Below are 17,054 nucleotides of genomic sequence, written 5' to 3'. Positions count from 1 at the left end.
TTAATTTACTGATAACAATTATCATTTACATATTTTTGCTTAATCATTAAAATAAGGAAAACAAGCGCAAAATAATCATTTTGCAATTCAGTTAAAAAGGAAGAGGTTAAAATGCAAACACGTATTGAACATGACACGATGGGCGAAGTTGAAGTACCGAGTGAAGCACTTTGGGGTGCTCAAACTCAGCGTAGTTTCCAAAACTTTAAAATTGGCAGTGAACGTCTACCACGTCCAATGATTCGTGCCATGGGCTTAGTGAAAAAAGCAGCAGCATTAACCAATGCTGAGCTCAACCAAATTCCACAAGAATTGGCGCAATACATCGTCGGTGCTGCGGATGAAGTGATTGCAGGGCAGTGGGATAGTCAGTTTCCTTTGGTGGTATGGCAAACTGGTTCAGGCACACAAAGCAACATGAACTGTAATGAAGTGATTGCCAATATCGCCAATCAGAAACTCGGCAATCCTTTAGGCGCACAAAAACCTGTACACCCGAATGATCATGTAAATCGTGCTCAGTCGACCAATGACTCGTTCCCAACGGCGATTCATGTTGCAGCAAGTATCCAGATCAATGAATTACTGATTCCTGCGGTGACACAGCTTCGAGATACTTTAGCTGCAAAGTCTCAAGCATTTTCAGACATCGTTAAGATTGGTCGAACTCATTTACAAGATGCGACACCCTTAACCTTAGGCCAAGAATTTAGCGGTTATGTTTCTCAGCTCGATCACGGCTTAAAGCGTTTACAACAAGTACTTTTAGGCTTGTATGAGCTGCCTTTAGGTGGAACGGCTGTAGGTACAGGATTGAATGCTCATCCTGATTATGCAGAAAAATCAGCAGAGCAACTGGCACAGTTGACAGGGCTACCTTTTGTGACTGCACCAAATAAATTTGAAGCATTGGCTGGGCGTGATGCAGCAGTGTTTGCCTCAGGTGCATTAAAAACGCTTGCGGTAAGCTTGAACAAAATTGCCAATGACATTCGCTGGTTGGCAAGTGGCCCACGTTGTGGTTTTGGCGAGTTACGTATTCCTGAAAATGAACCAGGCTCAAGTATTATGCCGGGGAAAGTGAACCCGACTCAAAGTGAAGCGATGACCATGGTGGTGGCTCAAGTCTTAGGCAATGACACCACGATTAATGTTGCGGGCGCATCGGGTAATTTTGAGTTGAATGTATTCATGCCAGTGATTGCGTTTAATTTGTTGCAGTCGATTCAGCTTTTGGGTGACGCATGTAATAGTTTTAATGATCACTGTGCAGTGGGTATTGAACCAAACCGTGAAAAAATTGATCACTTCTTACATGACTCATTGATGTTAGTTACGGCTTTAAACCCAGTGATTGGCTATGAAAATGCAGCGAAAGTTGCCAAAACAGCCTATAAAGAAGGGAAAACGTTAAAACAGGTGGCCGTAGAGTTGAACTTAGTCACGGCTGAGCAGTTTGATGAAGTGGTACGTCCAGAGCAAATGATTTCCCCAAATGTAAAATAGCCCTTGGTCCAGATGCTCAACTAAAGAGCAAATGAACATCAGCAGTTTTTATCTTTGGGTGAAGTCGGTACAATGGTCGACTAAAGATAAACTGCTGATGAGTTACCATGCTTGATATTTATTTGACAGATGTTCAGAAAAACGTGCAATTTAACGATTATCCGGGTGAACATCCTGTTAAATTTGTTTTAAATTTCAAAAAGATTTTCCCAAGTGTTATGGAGTTATTACTTCCTGTTCTACCTGAAAATGAAAATCTTGAAGAAATGACATGGGAATCAACCACGACTGACTTTGAACTTTTCAAACTGTTGTTGAGTGGTTGGGGCGTGATTGAATTACGCTTAAACGCGATCAAACAGTTTAAAGATAAAGATTTTGCCGATGCTCTAGTGAAACGTGCACAACAAAAACGCAAAGACTTTGCAAAAGCACAGCAACAGTTGAAAACAGTTGAACTTGATTATTTATTTATGCATGAGATTCATGCATTGATCGATGCAGAATTGGTTGAACTGGGTGAAAAGTTCTATTTACCTGTTCTTCGTGACTTATGGAAAAATAAAATTTCCACTCAAGTCTTAGAAGCTAAATTTTAAGTCATTCAAAAAATCCTCCAAATGGAGGATTTTTTATATCGATAGCAAAACTATGTATTTGCGAGCATAAGAAAGTATTTAAACTGCATCTAAAGCACTAAATTTTATTATTTGGTCAAATATTGGAATTAATATTGCTTGATACATTGCGTCATCATTCACACTATAGCCGTAAGGATTTTATAATATGTCAAATCAGTTCATCGACTTAATCACAAAGCGTCGTACCATTTATGCCATTGGTAAAAAGGTCGAGTACAGCCCTGAATTTTTAACTGATTTGATTCAAACTGCCATTAAACAAAGCCCATCATCGTTCAATTCACAGTCATCTCGGGCGGTGATTTTATTTAATACGCAACATGAAAAGTTCTGGACTTTTGTGGCTGAAAAACTGAAGTCTTATGCTAAAGATGAAGAAAGTGCGGCTAAAACAACGGCAAAAATGGCCAGTTTTGCAGCAGGTGTAGGTACAGTTTTATTTTTTGAAGATCTGGATGTAATTCAGGGTCTACAAGAGCAATTTCCATCTTATGCTGAAAATTTCCCAGTATGGGCAGAGCATTCAACTGCAATAGCACAGTTTGCAACTTGGACTGCATTACATACCTTAGGGTTAGGTGCATCTTTACAGCATTACAATCCAATTGTAGATGAAGAAGTCCATGCTGAGTGGAATGTGCCTGCAAGTTGGAAACTGCGTGCACAACTGGTCTTCGGCTCGGTTGAGGGGGAAGCCAAAGAAAAAGGCTTTGTGGATGATGCTGTACGCTTTAAAGTCTTCAAATAATTAATCAAAAAGCCGCTCTACACGATGGAGCGGCTTTTTTTAGGCTGAGTTTTTTACAGGTCGACTACTTCTTCATTTTGCGGTAGTCACTCGGGCGAATAGGGCGGGTGCCGCGCCACAAACCTTTCTTGTGCTTTTTCGCATGACTTTGTAAAGCATTCATATGTTTTAAATGCTTTTTATCCTTAATATAGTCCTCATAGACCCATGCTGCACCACGTTTAACCATCTCCTCATTCATACTTCTCCGAAAACGGTAGATTTCACCTACACAACGACCGTAACGGTCAATGTCTGTAATGCGAACACGAACCACTTTCCGATAAACCATTTTTTTGATTAAGCGTTTGGATTCAGGCCCATAGCTTTGAGTGGACTCAGGCGCATCAATATAGGCAAAGCGTAATTTGGTTTCAGAGCGTCGAAAGTTAAAGCGATAACATGTTAGCGTATCACCATCACTTATAGCCGTAATTCGACACCAATAGGTTTTACCTTTTTTAAAGGGATGGAGAAATTGGCTGAGAGCATTTTGTATTTTATAAAAAGTAAATACCAGTATCAGGCAAAGGACGAAGCCAATACCGATGAGCCAGCTATTGGACAGGTGATCAAACATAGAGGAGAGCAATAGAAAATAAAAATATCAAAAAGACATTGTATGGCAGATACACTATTTAAAATGCTTTAAGTGATACCAAGTGTTTATTTTTCATAAGAAAATAGATGTTTAATTAAACAAGTAAACTGGAACAAATTTTTAACGAAGTAAAAAAGCCAATAACTAGTCGAGTTGCGTGAATTTATAATTTATCTAGCAATAGCCTAAGCGGATTTATGAGATAAAAAAATAGCCTAAGCAAAAATTTTATAAATTTCGTTCCTTAAAAAATGGTGTCTTTTATTTTCAGTTAAATTTTTATGCCAATAAATTCCAATATTCATCTGCGGCAGTTTCACAGGAACATCAAAAATATTGAGTAGAGGGGAAACATGCAAATGGCTCAAAATATTTTGAGGAATCGTTAAAATTGCATTTGGATATTGCTCTAAAATTTGTAGCGCAGTGGAATAGTGCTGACAACGCAAAAAAACCTGCCTAGACAGTTGCTTACGATTTAAATGAACATCTTCAACCAAAACACCAGTTCGCCTTGATGACACACCAATATGCGGTGCAGCCAAATACAATTCAGCATTGATTTGCTGGAGCTGAGTACAAGCCACAAACTGGTCTTTGACCAAGCTCTCAAATTGAATTTTATCGCCAAAGTTTTGTTCCAAATCAATCACAAAATCAATTTGTTGAGAAACTAAATCAGCATCTACTGTTTTACGGTCAAGCTTACTACTCATAAACTGAATACTTAATCCAAGTTTTTGAAAGTGAGCGACTAACTTTGGGAAAACAATCGGTTCTATTTCATCATGAATCGCAATTTTTAGGCTTTGAACCATGTTCGGGTCGAAGCTTTGCTGCTGCATGGAAATACTTTGGATTGCAATTAAAGCATTTTTAATAATCAGATAATTTTGTTCTGCAAAAGGTGTTGGAAGCATTTGGCTGCCAGAGCGAACAAATAAATCATCCTTTAAATGGCTACGTAGACGCTGCAAGGCATGACTGGCAGCAGACTGCGTAATCGACAAGATTTGAGCTGCTTTTGAAATACTTTTTTGCTCATAAATCGCAATAAAAAGTGGGTATAAATTGATATCGATGCGATGAAAAAGTCCCATATCAATGGGTGACTTACTATGAATGTTGTTCATGCTGATCTATAAAATAAAATCATTTTGTTCATATTAGTTTTCAGGTTATGTTGATGTAAAGCGAAAATATCAAAATAGATCGAAGGAAGCAGCCATGTTTGAACTTTCAGCACGTGCTCAAGATTATGTAGAACGTACCAAACAATTTATTCAAAACGAAATTGAGCCGATCGAAACAGACTTTTGGCATGAGGTACATGAACTGAACCAAGGTGGCGACTGGACCAAATGGCAGTGGCCCGCACAACTTGAAACGCTCAAAGCCAAAGCAAAAGCTGCGGGTTTATGGAATATGTTTTTGCCTTGTCCTGAATTGGGTCAAGGTCTATCGGTTCAAGAGTACGCTCATATTGCAGAACTCACAGGTCGAAGTCTTCTTGCGCCGACCGTGTTTAACTGTAATGCGCCTGACAGTGGCAACATGGAGGTATTGTGGCGTTATGGCTCTGAAGCTCAAAAGCAAGAGTGGCTTACGCAGCTTTTGGATGGAAAAATTCGCTCTGTTTTCTGCATGACAGAGCCTGCCGTTGCTTCATCTGATGCGACCAATATGCAAGCAACAGCCGTGATCGAAGGCGATGAAATTGTGTTAAACGGCCGTAAATGGTGGTCTTCAGGCTTAGGCGACCCCAATGCCAAAATTATTATTTTTATGGCACATACACCAGATGAAACGAAAGATCGCCACCATCAACACTCGATGGTTTTAGTGCCTGTTGAAACGGCTGGTGTCAAAATAGAACGAATGTTACCAGTCTTTGGTGACTACGATGCTCCACATGGTCACGGCGAAATTAGCTTTAGTAATGTTCGTGTACCTATTTCTAACTTTATTGGTGGCGCAGGTCAAGGTTTTGAAATTGCCCAAGGTCGTTTAGGGCCAGGTCGTATTCATCACTGTATGCGCTGTATTGGTGCTGCGGAAAAGTCTTTAGAATTGATGATCGATCGTGGTATGAGTCGTACTGCATTTGGCAAAGAAATTTTAAAATTAGGTGGAAACCTAGAGCGCGTGGCTGATGCACGTGTTGCAATTGATCAAGCACGTTTATTAACCTTGTATGCTGCGTATAAAATGGATACTTTAGGGAATATGGCAGCGTTAACCGAAATCTCTGCCATTAAAGTCGTTGCGCCAAGTGTGCTTGAAAAAGTGGTCGATATGGCGATTCAAATTCACGGCGGAGCAGGTGTGTCGCGTGATACACCTTTGACAGGTTTCTTCGCTCAAGCACGTTCACTGCGATTGGCTGATGGGCCAGATGAAGTCCATAAAGGCATGATTGCTAAATTAGAACTGGCAAAACGTGGCTATAGTACGCGTCGTAAAAAATAATAGAGGAGAAGATCATCTCTTTAATTCATTGTTTTGAAATAAAAATAGATGATCTTCTAAGTTATAAAGAAAAGATTGAGAGTTTGGGAAAAAAGAATGTCAGCGATTGATGTAGGTGGAACAGTTCGGGCGGGTGAAGAACTGGATGCTGTAGCCGTAGAAAACTGGCTCAAAGCACAAGGTGTCGATCTACAAGGGCAGGTTGAAGTCACGCAATACTCAGGCGGTGCATCTAACTGGACGTATAGATTGAAATACGACAATGTCGATCTAATTCTACGCCGCCCACCCAAAGGTACCAAAGCTAAATCTGCACATGACATGGCACGTGAATATCATGTGCAAAAGCATTTAACCCCTTTTTATCCTGTACTTCCCGAAATGGTTGCATTGTGTCAGGACGAATCTGTTCTTGGCTGTGACTTCTACGTGATGAAACGTGTAGAAGGCATTATTCCACGTGCCAATTTACCGAGAGAGCTAGATTTTAAAGAAGCCCAAGTTCGTGAGTTGTGTATCAATGTGATTGATAAACTGATCGAACTTCATCAAGTGCCATACCAAGGCACAGAACTTGAGAATCTTGGTAAAGGTGATGGTTACTGCCGTCGTCAAGTGGAAGGTTGGGACGCTCGTTTTGAAAAAGCCAAAACCATTAACGTCCCTTCATTTAAATATGTACGTAAGTGGCTGAAGGATAACATTCCAGAAGACTCAAAAACTTGTGTAATTCATAACGATTGGCGTTTTGATAATGTTATTTTAGATCCGAATCATCCGACACAAATTATTGGTGTCTTGGATTGGGAAATGGCAACGCTTGGTGATCCACTCATGGACTTAGGTTCGGCCTTGGCATATTGGGTTGAAGAGTCGGATAGTGCACTTTTTAAAGCGACACGTCGTCAACCGACAAATCTTAAAGGCATGTTCACACGTAAAGAAGTGGTCGATTATTATTTAGAAAAAACGGGTTTAGACGTCGAGAATTGGACCTTTTACGAAGTCTTTGGCATTTTCCGTTTAGCTGTGATTGCCCAACAAATTTATTATCGCTATCACCATAAACAGACCAATAACCCAGCTTTCAAAGATTTTTGGATTTTGATTCACGCTCTCCATATTCGCGCACTTAAATTGATTGGTTTACAGAAAATTGAAGCCAATGAAGTTGCTCAAAAATACATTATTAAAATGAAGGAAATATTAGGCAAATGACCACTATTTATTTCATTCGCCACGGGCAAGCATCTTTTGGTGCAGAAAGTTATGATCAACTTTCTCCCAATGGTGAACTTCAAGCCAAAATTTTGGGTCAATATTTTGATCAGATCTTAAAAGAAGCGCCTGTGGTGGTGTCAGGCTCCATGCAGCGACATCAGCAAACGGCATGTATTTCTTTGGCTGAATGCTTTCCTGAAGTAGATGTCTTAACAGATTCTGCATGGAATGAGTTCAATCATCAGCAAGTCTTTGCTCATTACGAACCGCGTTTTAACGAGCCACATTTACTAAAAGCCGATGTGGCTAAAGAGTCGAACCCACGTGCATATTTGGCCAAGATATTTGAAGGGGCAATTGAACGATGGACAGGTGGCGACTATCACCATGAGTACGATGAATCATGGCCTGAGTTTAAAAGTCGAATTGAAGTCGCTTTACAAGATTTGTGTGATGAACTGGCTCAAAGCAAACCGCGCTATGCTGTGGTGTTTACTTCAGGTGGTGTAATTTCAGTGGTTGCAGGCAAACTTTTGGGTTTAAGTCCAAATAAAACCTTTGCGCTTAATTGGGCTATTGCCAACAGCAGCATGACCACATTACGACTGGTGGGCAATGAACCGCAGCTTTTAAGTCTGAATGAACATCATTTTATTAAAGCCGAAAACTCAAACTTACTGACATGGATCTAAGGACAGGATTAAGACATGGCTAAAACAATTTTAATTACAGGGGCAAGTTCTGGCATTGGTGCAGGTATGGCACGCGAATTTGCACAAAAAGGCTATAACTTGGCAATTTGTGCAAGACGCTTAGATCGCCTTGAAAGCCTAAAACAGGAACTGGAAAGTAAGTATGGAATAAAAGTTATCCCTAAAGTTTTAGATGTGACCAATTATGATCAAGTATTTGAAGTTTTTCGTGCATTTAAACAAGAGTTTGGTCATTTAGACCGTGTGATTGTAAATGCTGGAATTGGAGATGGACGTCGAATTGGTAAAGGCAGTTTTGCGATTAATAAAGCCACGGTTGAAACCAACTTTATTTCAGCTCTAGCGCAGTGCGAAGCTGCAGTTGAAATTTTCCGTGAGCAAAATGCAGGGCATTTGGTTGTTATCTCGTCTATGAGTGCAGTCCGCGGTATGCCGAAACATTTGACAGCGTATGGTGCAAGTAAAGCGGGTGTTGCACATTTGGCTGAAGGTATTCGTGCAGAACTGCTCAATACCCCAATTAAAGTCACGACTATTTTTCCTGGCTATATTCGTACAGAAATTAATGAGGGTGCCAAACCGCTACCTTTTGAAGTGGATGAAAAAACAGGTTCACGACTGTTGGCCGCAGAAATTGAAAAAGCCCCTGTAAAAGCCTATGTTCCTAAATGGCCGTGGTTACCACTGGGTTTAGCAATGAAAATTTTACCACTGAAATTGGTCAATAAACTGGGTTAATGATTGAAATAAAAAGGCTGTAAATCAGCCTTTTTATTTTTAACTATGCCACTGCCTTCTAAACATATGTTGCTATTTCCAGATGATCATTTGAGTGTATTCATGAGTTGGTCATAAAATCGAGGTAGCATTGAAGAAAAAGGTGATCAAGATGTCCACACAATTCGACTTTGTTTCAGTCAGAAAAAAGCCCAATGTTCATTTTGGTGGGCGCTCAATCAGTCATGTCATTCAATGTGAAGATGGTTCACAAAAGACCCTTGGGGTTATTTTGCCTACAGATCAACCGCTGACGTTTGAAACGCATGTTGCGGAGCATATTGAAATTGTTTCAGGTCAATGCCAAGTTAAAATTGGGCTACAGACTGAAATGACTCTGTATTATGCAGGTGAAAGTTTTGATGTTCCTGCCAACAGCCGCTTTAGTATGATGGCAAGTGAAGTTGTAGATTATATTTGTCACTTAGAAAAATAGCCGAAGACAAAGACTCAAATTGTTAGAATAATATTAAGTCTTATAAATTATTGATTTAATAGGTGTTATGTTATTTACTTTGCAGCAATATTTCTGAAAAATATTTAAGTCTGTGTATCGGTGCAATTCAACGTATACTATTTTCATCTCTCAGTTAGCTTAGACCCAGTCACTGAATATGCGATTAAAAATTTATACCCTGGCTTTGATTCCAGTCATTCTATTTCAAGGTTATGCCGTCAAAAAAAATACACCAAGATTGGCTGAACCCGAAGGAGAGCGCATTGGACAAAAGGGCGTGGGTAAGTCGCTTGCTTTGCTCATTTTGGGGGATTCAGCGGCGGCGGGTGTTGGTGTAAATGTTCAAGATGATGCGTTATTGGGTTCAATTTTAAAAGAACTGTCATCAGAATTTAGTATTCAATTTTATTTACAAGCAACGACAGGCTTCACTACAGATCAAGTCATTCGGTCCATCCAAATGCTTGAGACACAGCATTTTGATGTCATCATTACTTCTGTGGGCGTAAATGACATTACAAAATTCACTTCGCCGCAGGCTTGGATCGCAAAACAGAAGCAGCTTTATCAAATACTCAAAAATAAGTTTAGTCCACAACTAACAATTGCATCTGGTATTCCCCCGATGGATCAGTTTCCTGCACTTCCAAACCCACTTGCATGGTTGTTCGGTCAATATGCTAAAGCGATGAACTTAGAATTAGGTCAATTTGTCGCACAGCAAAATCAGATGGAGTGGATTGAATACGATTTAGAGAAATTTAAAAATCTGAATTTGGATATGGCAGAGGATGGCTTTCACCCGAGCAAAGAAATTTATCAGTATTGGGGTAAACAAGTGACTGAAAAAATACGCCAATCTTTTTTAAAATACAATAAAGACAAATTTTTTATAGCTTATGACACATTCAGTTGAAATTGAAAAACATCCACTTAAACCTTTCCTGCCAGCTAATGCCAAATTATTGATGCTGGGCAGCTTTCCACCGCCTAAGGCCCGTTGGAAAATGGACTTTTACTATCCAAACTTTCAAAATGATATGTGGAAAATATTTGGTCTGTGTTTTTTCCAAGATAAAAATTATTTTCTCAATATCGAGCAGAAGACATTTAAAGAACAACAGATCCGTACATTTTTAAATGAACGGGGCATTGCGATTTTTGATACGGCCTATGAAGTGATTCGCCAAAAAGGCAATGCTTCAGATAAGTTTTTGCACATTATTACCCCAACCAATATACAACATTTACTTGAACAAATGCCCGATTGTCATAGTGTGATGACCACTGGCGATAAAGCTACTGATACGCTCATGCTGTCTATGCCTACAGGTACGTTAAAACCACAAATTGGCATGAAGTCCGAGACACATTTTGCTGGACGAGACCTGAGGCTTTATCGGATGCCATCTTCTTCTCGTGCCTATCCTTTGGCTTTAGAGAAAAAAGCTGAGGCTTATCAAAACTTATTTTCTGAAATAGGCTTACTTTAGGTAACTTTTGGGATTATCCACATGACTGAATCTTCCAACCATTCGTAGATAGTGGTCTGCTTTAGTCTTCGTACTCAACATAGTCCCAGAGATTAAGCCGCGCTTTAATCTGTTTACGTAGTTGCGGCAGCATAGGAAATAAGGTTCCATCAATCCAAAGGCTGAGTGCACCTGCCGAAAGTGGTTGTTGCGATTCATCGATCAATTGAGCACCTTTCACCAAAACAAAAGTCTCTTCACTTGCAGCTGTTTCGATCCCTTTAAACTGAACCAAAAGTTCATGGCCTGTATCTTGGATTTGCCACTCCAGTTCAATTTGGATATTTTGATTGGATTTTAAAACGACTTGTCCTTCAACCATGTCATTGTCAACCAAGCAGTCATGTTCAACACGCACTTTACTTAGAAACCATTCTTGTCGGGCAAGATCTTCTAGTGTTTTGTAGGGGGTTAAAATATTGCTGAGATTAAACTGACGACTTAAATCAAAAAATTGCATTACTAAACTTTATAAAGGAGTGATAAAAAAGTAGGGCTGCATGTTAAATCAAAGTGTGTACTGAGTAAAACCTTTCAAGCCCTTGAATGAATTTAGGTATCAGAGCCAATTATTCTGTTCGAGTCTTATATTCAATGGCGTTTATTAAGAGTAGTAATAGCTAAAGCATTTTTAAGCTGAGATTAAAAACAAAACAACTCAGCCTAAACAGAAAGCTATCTTACATTAGCGAGCATGGATAATGTCATCCACCTGTAATTACATCATCCCTTCAATGGGTAGGTATGATACAGCTTTCATCATAAAACGCTGAAATTTTGTGGTTTCAGGTTCTGTTTGATATTCAATGACAGTTCCATCTTTTTGATGTTCAAGCCAAATGATATCGCCTTGAGGGTTAAGCTTTAACTCATATGCAATATGCGGGAGAAATTCATCTAACTTGTGTGAGATTGCATTTTGCAATTGATCTGACTCCACCACTAAGCCCACTTCTGTATTTAAATGGGCTGAGCGCGGGTCAAAGTTAAACGAACCGACAAAGACTTTTCCATCTATATCAAAAAATTTGGCATGGAGCCGTGAGGAACTTCGACCTTTAGCTGGAATCACATGGCCAGTTACCACTTCATACCATGTGTATTTCTCTCGTTCGATATAAGGTTTAAACTCATACAGTTTGACACCATTTTCGAGCAAGCCACGGCGATATTTTTTATAAAATGCATGCACAATGGCAACATCATTAGCCAATAACGAATTGGTTAAGACTCGAACTCGAGTTCCATTTTTTGCCAAATTGGAAAGGTAGTCCGCACCTGCTGTGGTTGGAACAAAATATGCGGAGACCAACTCCATATGCTTTTCAGGCTTGCCCATCAAATCGAACATTTGTTTGACAATGATTTCATCAGGCTTTGCTTCGCCGCGAATTTTATTGGGAGAATCGGCAATGAAATGAGCCTTTGCCCAGTTAACAGGATGTTTAGTTAGCTCTGAATCGACTTGTATCCGAGCCAAATCAATTTTCTGTTCAATCACATTTTTATCTAAGGCATCCGCTTCATAGTGCTGTTTTAATTGAGCCAGTTCTTCTTTTGTTCCACGACCCACTAATTGGGGAATTGTATAACTGAAATCATCATTCCAGAAATTTAGAAATACACTGTTAGCATGTTCTACCGCTTGTCCATAAAACAAAATGTCCAAATCAGTAAATTGGAATTTTTCACTGGCATCAAAGTATTCACTGCTGATGTTACGACCACCAGTTACCGCAATTGCACCATCAGCAATGATCAGTTTGTTATGCATACGATGGTTAATGTGATTGAAGCGGAAAGCATAATCAATCACACGTAAATGGCGGTATTTGTAAGGGTTAAATAATTTGATTTCAAAGTTGGGATGAGCGGCCAACTTTTTGAAGGTTTCATCAAGTGCCGTGCCGTTTTGGTCATCAATTAATAAACGTACTTTCACCCCACGATCCGCAGCATTCAGCAGTTCGTGCAACATCATATGGCCTATAAAGTCATCTCCCCAAATATAGTATTGGACATCTAGACTGTGCTTGGCCTCTCGTATCAAGTGTAAGCGTGAGGCAATGCTCATAAATGCCTCATACAACGCCAAATAAGCCGTAAGTCCCTGTTTTTGCTGTGTAGACGCATCTTGACCATTGAGCCAATGCTCTGCATATACCTCTACAGGGGCTGAAGGCTTAGCCTGATTGGGGGCGAGCTGGCATCCCGCGAGTGTTAAAACGGTGCTAAGCAAAATCAGCGGTCGACAATGAGTTAGTATCGCCATATTTCTTTTAAAGACCTAATTTTTATAAGTTATATATTTCACATGTTATAGGTTGAAACAGAGAATAAAAAGCGGTTACTGTAGCGCATCTGTTAAAGACCTGTTAAGGATAGCGAAAATGAAATCACGTGCAGCTGTTGCCTTTGGACCTGGACAACCTCTGGAAATTGTAGAAATTGATGTCGCTCCACCACAAAAAGGTGAAGTTTTAGTCAAGATTACCCATACAGGTGTATGCCATACCGACGCATTTACTTTATCTGGTGATGATCCTGAAGGTGTTTTTCCAGCAGTTTTAGGCCATGAAGGTGCGGGTATCGTAGTTCAGGTCGGTGAAGGTGTAACCAGCGTTCAGCCGGGTGATCATGTTATTCCACTGTATACGGCTGAGTGTGGCGAGTGTTTATTCTGCCAGTCAGGCAAGACCAATCTATGTGTTGCAGTCCGTGCGACGCAGGGCAAAGGTCTGATGCCAGATGGTACAACGCGTTTTTCTTATAATGGACAACCGATATATCACTACATGGGCTGTTCAACCTTTTCTGAATATACCGTTGTTGCAGAAGTGTCTTTGGCTAAAATCAATCCAGATGCTAACCCTGAACACGTCTGCCTATTGGGTTGCGGCGTGACCACTGGTTTAGGTGCAGTCAAAAATACAGCCAAAGTACAAGAGGGTGATACCGTTGCAGTCTTTGGTTTAGGTGGTATTGGTCTAGCAGTTGTACAAGGTGCAAAAAAAGCCAAAGCCAGCCGTATTATTGCGGTTGATACGAACCCTGACAAATATAAATTAGCAGCAGAATTCGGAGCAACTGATTTTGTAAACCCTAAGGATCATGACCGTCCTGTACAAGAAGTCATTGTTGAAATGACTGGTTGGGGAGTTGATCACTCATTTGAATGTATTGGTAACACTAATGTCATGCGCTCAGCACTTGAATGTGCACACCGTGGTTGGGGCCAGTCTGTGATTATTGGCGTGGCGGGTGCAGGCCAAGAGATTTCAACACGTCCATTCCAACTGGTCACTGGCCGTACCTGGAAAGGGACGGCTTTTGGTGGTGTAAAAGGTCGTTCACAACTGCCAGGTATGGTTGAAGAAGCCATGACTGGTGACATTCGTTTAGAGCCATTTGTTACGCATACTATGGGTCTCGACAAAATCAATGAAGCCTTTGACTTAATGCATGATGGAAAATCAATCCGTACGGTGATTCATTTTGAAGACTAATTCGCTGTAAGATGTTTAAAAAACCAAGCTGCGGCTTGGTTTTTTTGTTTTTGATTAGAAGAAAAGTGAATTGGCAAAACTGTTCATGTTGTTAGACAAAAATGATAAAAAATGTCAATTCGTTAGATTTTGTCCTTTTATGACATAGTCGAAAATAGGTTCTCACCTTATCTTGATGTCTCAATAATGCACACTTGTATAAAAATAAACTAAAGCAGAGGGTGACTATGGGAAAGCATGTTGAATACCGTCCTGAATGGGTACGTGAAGATTTCATCGATTTTCTGGCTGAAAAAGTAAATCCGCTATGGGCATGGAAAAAAGCCAAAGCGCGGATTGTTGCAAAGCATCACTTGTCAGATGACTTTGTGTACATGCAGTTACAGCCAAATCATCATTTTAAAGCAACCGACTATCACGCTGGGCAAAGTATCTTAGTGACAGTACTCATTGCTGGTGTACGTTGGCAGCGCAGCTATTCGATTGTCGAGATTTTAGAAAATGGCAATCTTGTGATTGCTGTCAAACAACAGGGCAAAGTCTCAAATGCACTCACTCAACAGCCTGTAAAAAGTGTAGTTGAAATTTCCCAAACGCAAGGTGAATTTGTTTTAAAAAGTCAGCTTCACTCTGCATTGATGATTGCCTCGGGGAGTGGTATTACCGCAATTTACGCATTGATTAAGGCTGCATTAAAACAACCACAAACAGTTTCCTATATCGATTTAATTTACTTTACGCGGGATGATGCCTTTCATGCAGAACTGCAACAACTTACTGAACATTATCCGCAGTTTAAATTCCATCATGTAAATACCTTGCTGGATAAACAACATCTGAGCCTAGACTTGCTTAGCCAAAAGGTGGAAGGTTTTGAACAACGTGAATGCTATGCCTGTGGTGCTGCCAATATGATGCAAAGCCTGACAGAAATTTATCAGGCTTTAGACTTAGTTGACCATCTGCATACCGAATACTTTCAAATTGTTGTCGATCATACTCAGAGCGCTCAAGTGGTCACGTTTCAACGTTCGCAGCAACAGTTTCAAGCCCAAAGCAATTTATTAGACAGTGCAGAACAAGCGGGTTTACGTCCCGCACATGGCTGTCGTATGGGCATTTGTAATACTTGTTCATGTACAAAAGTTCAGGGCGTGGTGCGGAATCTGCTCACAGGCGAGCTTGATCAAAACAATAACACACAAATTAAATTATGTATTTCACAGGCGGTTAGTCCTGTTGTGATCAACCTTTAAGAAGGTATAGATATGAATCTTCCCGTTTATTTTAGTGAAAGCAGTAAATCCAAATATTTAAGTCCTGCACAAATCGAAGAGTTTGGTGTGAAAGTTGAAGCGATCCGTCGTGAAGTGATGGAAAATCTCAATGAAAAAGATGCTGAGTATATTTACAAAATCCGAAATTTTGTGCGTTATAGCGAAATAAGCGCACGTGCAATGCTCATGTTTGCAGGATGGCTGCCTCCAGTATGGCTTTTGGGCACAGGTTTATTGGGGGTATCTAAAATCGTAGAAAATATGGAACTTGGGCATAATGTCATGCATGGTCAGTTTGATTGGTTGAATGACCCGAGTCTCAATGGCACAAATTATGACTGGGATACTATAGCCACAGGCCCCGACTGGAAACATACGCATAATTATATCCATCATACCTACACCAATATTGTTGGTATGGACCATGATGTCGGCTATGGCTTAGTCCGTGTGAGCGATGCACAGGTCTGGGAACCGCGCTTTTTGTTGAATCTACCTTTAGCTGCACAATTGATGGTGTTTTTTGAATGGTATGTAGGTATACAAAATCTGCATATAGAGGATGTGGTCGCCTATAAAACAAAAACTTGGCGCGAAGTTTGGGCAGAGTCATATGATTTTAGACAGAAAATGAAACGCCAAGTGATTAAGGACTATGTCTTTTTCCCCATCATTGCTGGGCCAAATGCACTGCCAGTCTTTGCAGGTAATGCAGTAGCCAATGTTATTCGTAGTTTATGGGCATCCGCGGTGATTTTTAATGGTCACTTTACCGAAGACGCTGAAAACTTTGAAATGGACAATATCGACAATGAAACACGGGCCGAGTGGTATCTGCGTCAAATTCGAGGCTCAAGTAATTTTAGTGGGACACAGGGCTTGCATATATTAAGCGGGAACTTGAGTCATCAAATCGAACATCATCTTTTCCCATACATGCCTGCCAATCGCTACGCACAAGTCGCACCCAAAATTAAAGCACTGTGTGCAGAGTATGGGATTCATTACAATGAAGCGAGCTTTATCAAACAGTTTTCATCTGTTTGGGTGAAATTGGCTAAATACTCACTGCCAAATGAATGTTATGAAAAAAGTGACCCTACACAGTCTTTTCTGAAACACAATCTGAGTTTATTGAAGAAAAGAATCTTTAAATCATAGCTCACAAGCATGTACTAGAGCAGAAACTTTATTGGATAATATTGACCCATTAGGTTTCTGCTTTTTTTGCACAAAAGTAGGGCGTAAAACCCCTCTATATGATGTCTTTGTGTAAGTCGGATTAAATTTAATCATTATGTGAATAGTCGGTATTTACTTAAAATAAATTATTGTTAATATTAGTTTTTCACTGAAAGTTGTTTAGCTTTTCGGTGTTGCTCAAATGAATGCTCATTTGCTATTGAAAACGGCTCTCAGTTATTTGTCTAATTTGTGTAATAGTTGCAATTTTTCATTGGTATACGCTTATATAAGTTGTATATGATGCATATTGTGATGGTAATCACGCAGTGTCATTATACTTATATTTACTTTTTTGTTTTTTCATTGTTTTTCATGACTTTGC

The 17,054-nt window shown here is 39.9% G+C and carries 17 protein-coding genes; 13 read left to right on the top strand and 4 right to left on the bottom strand.

The window, feature by feature from the left end; translation table 11 throughout:
* Positions 1–111 precede the first annotated feature (111 nt).
* The 3 genes from fumC to AC5EUN_RS08340 all read left to right on the top strand — a co-directional run bounded on the left by fumC (position 112) and on the right by AC5EUN_RS08340 (position 2,895).
* On the top strand, positions 112–1,506 hold the full coding sequence (fumC, locus tag AC5EUN_RS08350; protein ID WP_010326626.1) for a class II fumarate hydratase: 1,395 nt from the start codon (positions 112–114) through the stop codon (positions 1,504–1,506).
* A 107-nt stretch (positions 1,507–1,613) separates the two neighbouring features.
* Positions 1,614–2,105, top strand: coding sequence for a hypothetical protein (locus AC5EUN_RS08345; RefSeq protein ID WP_010326627.1), 492 nt, complete (start codon positions 1,614–1,616; stop codon positions 2,103–2,105).
* Positions 2,106–2,292: 187 nt separating this feature from the next.
* The gene (locus tag AC5EUN_RS08340) at positions 2,293–2,895 is read left to right on the top strand and encodes a nitroreductase family protein (protein ID WP_010326628.1); all 603 of its coding nucleotides are present in this window, start codon (positions 2,293–2,295) and stop codon (positions 2,893–2,895) included.
* A 64-nt stretch (positions 2,896–2,959) separates the two neighbouring features.
* On the opposite strand, the gene AC5EUN_RS08335 is transcribed toward AC5EUN_RS08340, so the two are convergent.
* Both AC5EUN_RS08335 and AC5EUN_RS08330 read right to left on the bottom strand, forming a co-directional pair.
* Entirely contained in the window at positions 2,960–3,514 is a 555-nt protein-coding gene (locus tag AC5EUN_RS08335; RefSeq protein WP_004979847.1) for a thermonuclease family protein, read from the bottom strand.
* Positions 3,515–3,750: 236 nt separating this feature from the next.
* Entirely contained in the window at positions 3,751–4,668 is a 918-nt protein-coding gene (locus AC5EUN_RS08330; RefSeq protein WP_010326629.1) for a LysR family transcriptional regulator, read from the bottom strand.
* A gap of 94 nt (positions 4,669–4,762) precedes the next feature.
* Here AC5EUN_RS08330 and AC5EUN_RS08325 point away from each other — a divergent pair, with 94 nt between their 5' ends.
* The 7 genes from AC5EUN_RS08325 (at position 4,763) to AC5EUN_RS08295 (ending at position 10,665) form a co-directional block, all read left to right on the top strand.
* Positions 4,763–6,004, top strand: coding sequence for an acyl-CoA dehydrogenase family protein (locus AC5EUN_RS08325; protein ID WP_010326630.1), 1,242 nt, complete (start codon positions 4,763–4,765; stop codon positions 6,002–6,004).
* Between the two features lie 96 nt (positions 6,005–6,100).
* Positions 6,101–7,222: a phosphotransferase family protein gene (locus AC5EUN_RS08320; protein ID WP_010326631.1), complete on the top strand. Its 1,122-nt coding sequence runs from the start codon at positions 6,101–6,103 to the stop codon at positions 7,220–7,222.
* Entirely contained in the window at positions 7,219–7,917 is a 699-nt protein-coding gene (locus AC5EUN_RS08315) for a histidine phosphatase family protein (RefSeq protein ID WP_010326632.1), read from the top strand. The genes AC5EUN_RS08320 and AC5EUN_RS08315 overlap by 4 nt, the downstream gene beginning before the upstream one ends.
* A 15-nt stretch (positions 7,918–7,932) precedes the next feature.
* On the top strand, positions 7,933–8,676 hold the full coding sequence (locus tag AC5EUN_RS08310; protein WP_005399526.1) for an SDR family oxidoreductase: 744 nt from the start codon (positions 7,933–7,935) through the stop codon (positions 8,674–8,676).
* 151 nt (positions 8,677–8,827) lie between these two features.
* Positions 8,828–9,151 carry a pyrimidine/purine nucleoside phosphorylase gene (locus AC5EUN_RS08305; protein ID WP_010326633.1) on the top strand — a complete coding sequence of 108 codons (324 nt, stop codon included), beginning with the start codon at positions 8,828–8,830 and terminating at the stop codon, positions 9,149–9,151.
* 178 nt (positions 9,152–9,329) lie between these two features.
* Positions 9,330–10,088: an SGNH/GDSL hydrolase family protein gene (locus AC5EUN_RS08300; RefSeq protein ID WP_493352252.1), complete on the top strand. Its 759-nt coding sequence runs from the start codon at positions 9,330–9,332 to the stop codon at positions 10,086–10,088.
* Positions 10,072–10,665 carry a uracil-DNA glycosylase family protein gene (locus tag AC5EUN_RS08295; RefSeq protein WP_010326635.1) on the top strand — a complete coding sequence of 198 codons (594 nt, stop codon included), beginning with the start codon at positions 10,072–10,074 and terminating at the stop codon, positions 10,663–10,665. The genes AC5EUN_RS08300 and AC5EUN_RS08295 overlap by 17 nt, the downstream gene beginning before the upstream one ends.
* Positions 10,666–10,726: 61 nt before the next feature.
* On the opposite strand, the gene AC5EUN_RS08290 is transcribed toward AC5EUN_RS08295, so the two are convergent.
* Together AC5EUN_RS08290 and AC5EUN_RS08285 are read right to left on the bottom strand one after the other, a co-directional pair.
* Positions 10,727–11,164 carry a hypothetical protein gene (locus AC5EUN_RS08290; RefSeq protein ID WP_010326636.1) on the bottom strand — a complete coding sequence of 146 codons (438 nt, stop codon included), beginning with the start codon at positions 11,162–11,164 and terminating at the stop codon, positions 10,727–10,729.
* A gap of 258 nt (positions 11,165–11,422) precedes the next feature.
* Positions 11,423–12,976 carry a phospholipase D family protein gene (locus AC5EUN_RS08285; protein ID WP_493352251.1) on the bottom strand — a complete coding sequence of 518 codons (1,554 nt, stop codon included), beginning with the start codon at positions 12,974–12,976 and terminating at the stop codon, positions 11,423–11,425.
* 118 nt (positions 12,977–13,094) lie between these two features.
* Here AC5EUN_RS08285 and AC5EUN_RS08280 point away from each other — a divergent pair, with 118 nt between their 5' ends.
* From AC5EUN_RS08280 to AC5EUN_RS08270, 3 genes are all read left to right on the top strand, one after another.
* Positions 13,095–14,210: an S-(hydroxymethyl)glutathione dehydrogenase/class III alcohol dehydrogenase gene (locus tag AC5EUN_RS08280; protein ID WP_010326638.1), complete on the top strand. Its 1,116-nt coding sequence runs from the start codon at positions 13,095–13,097 to the stop codon at positions 14,208–14,210.
* Positions 14,211–14,437: 227 nt separating this feature from the next.
* A complete protein-coding gene (locus AC5EUN_RS08275; RefSeq protein WP_010326639.1) occupies positions 14,438–15,466 on the top strand; it encodes a flavin reductase family protein in 1,029 nt (342 codons plus the stop codon).
* A gap of 12 nt (positions 15,467–15,478) precedes the next feature.
* Positions 15,479–16,648, top strand: a complete 1,170-nt coding sequence (locus AC5EUN_RS08270; RefSeq protein WP_010326640.1) for a fatty acid desaturase family protein — start codon at positions 15,479–15,481, stop codon at positions 16,646–16,648.
* The last annotated feature ends 406 nt before the right edge of the window (positions 16,649–17,054 follow it).

It is taken from the genome of Acinetobacter sp. CAU_H_S170_2, from assembly GCF_058890445.1.
Note: the sequence above shows the minus strand (reverse complement) of the source record. Positions and strands in the feature narration are given on the sequence as shown.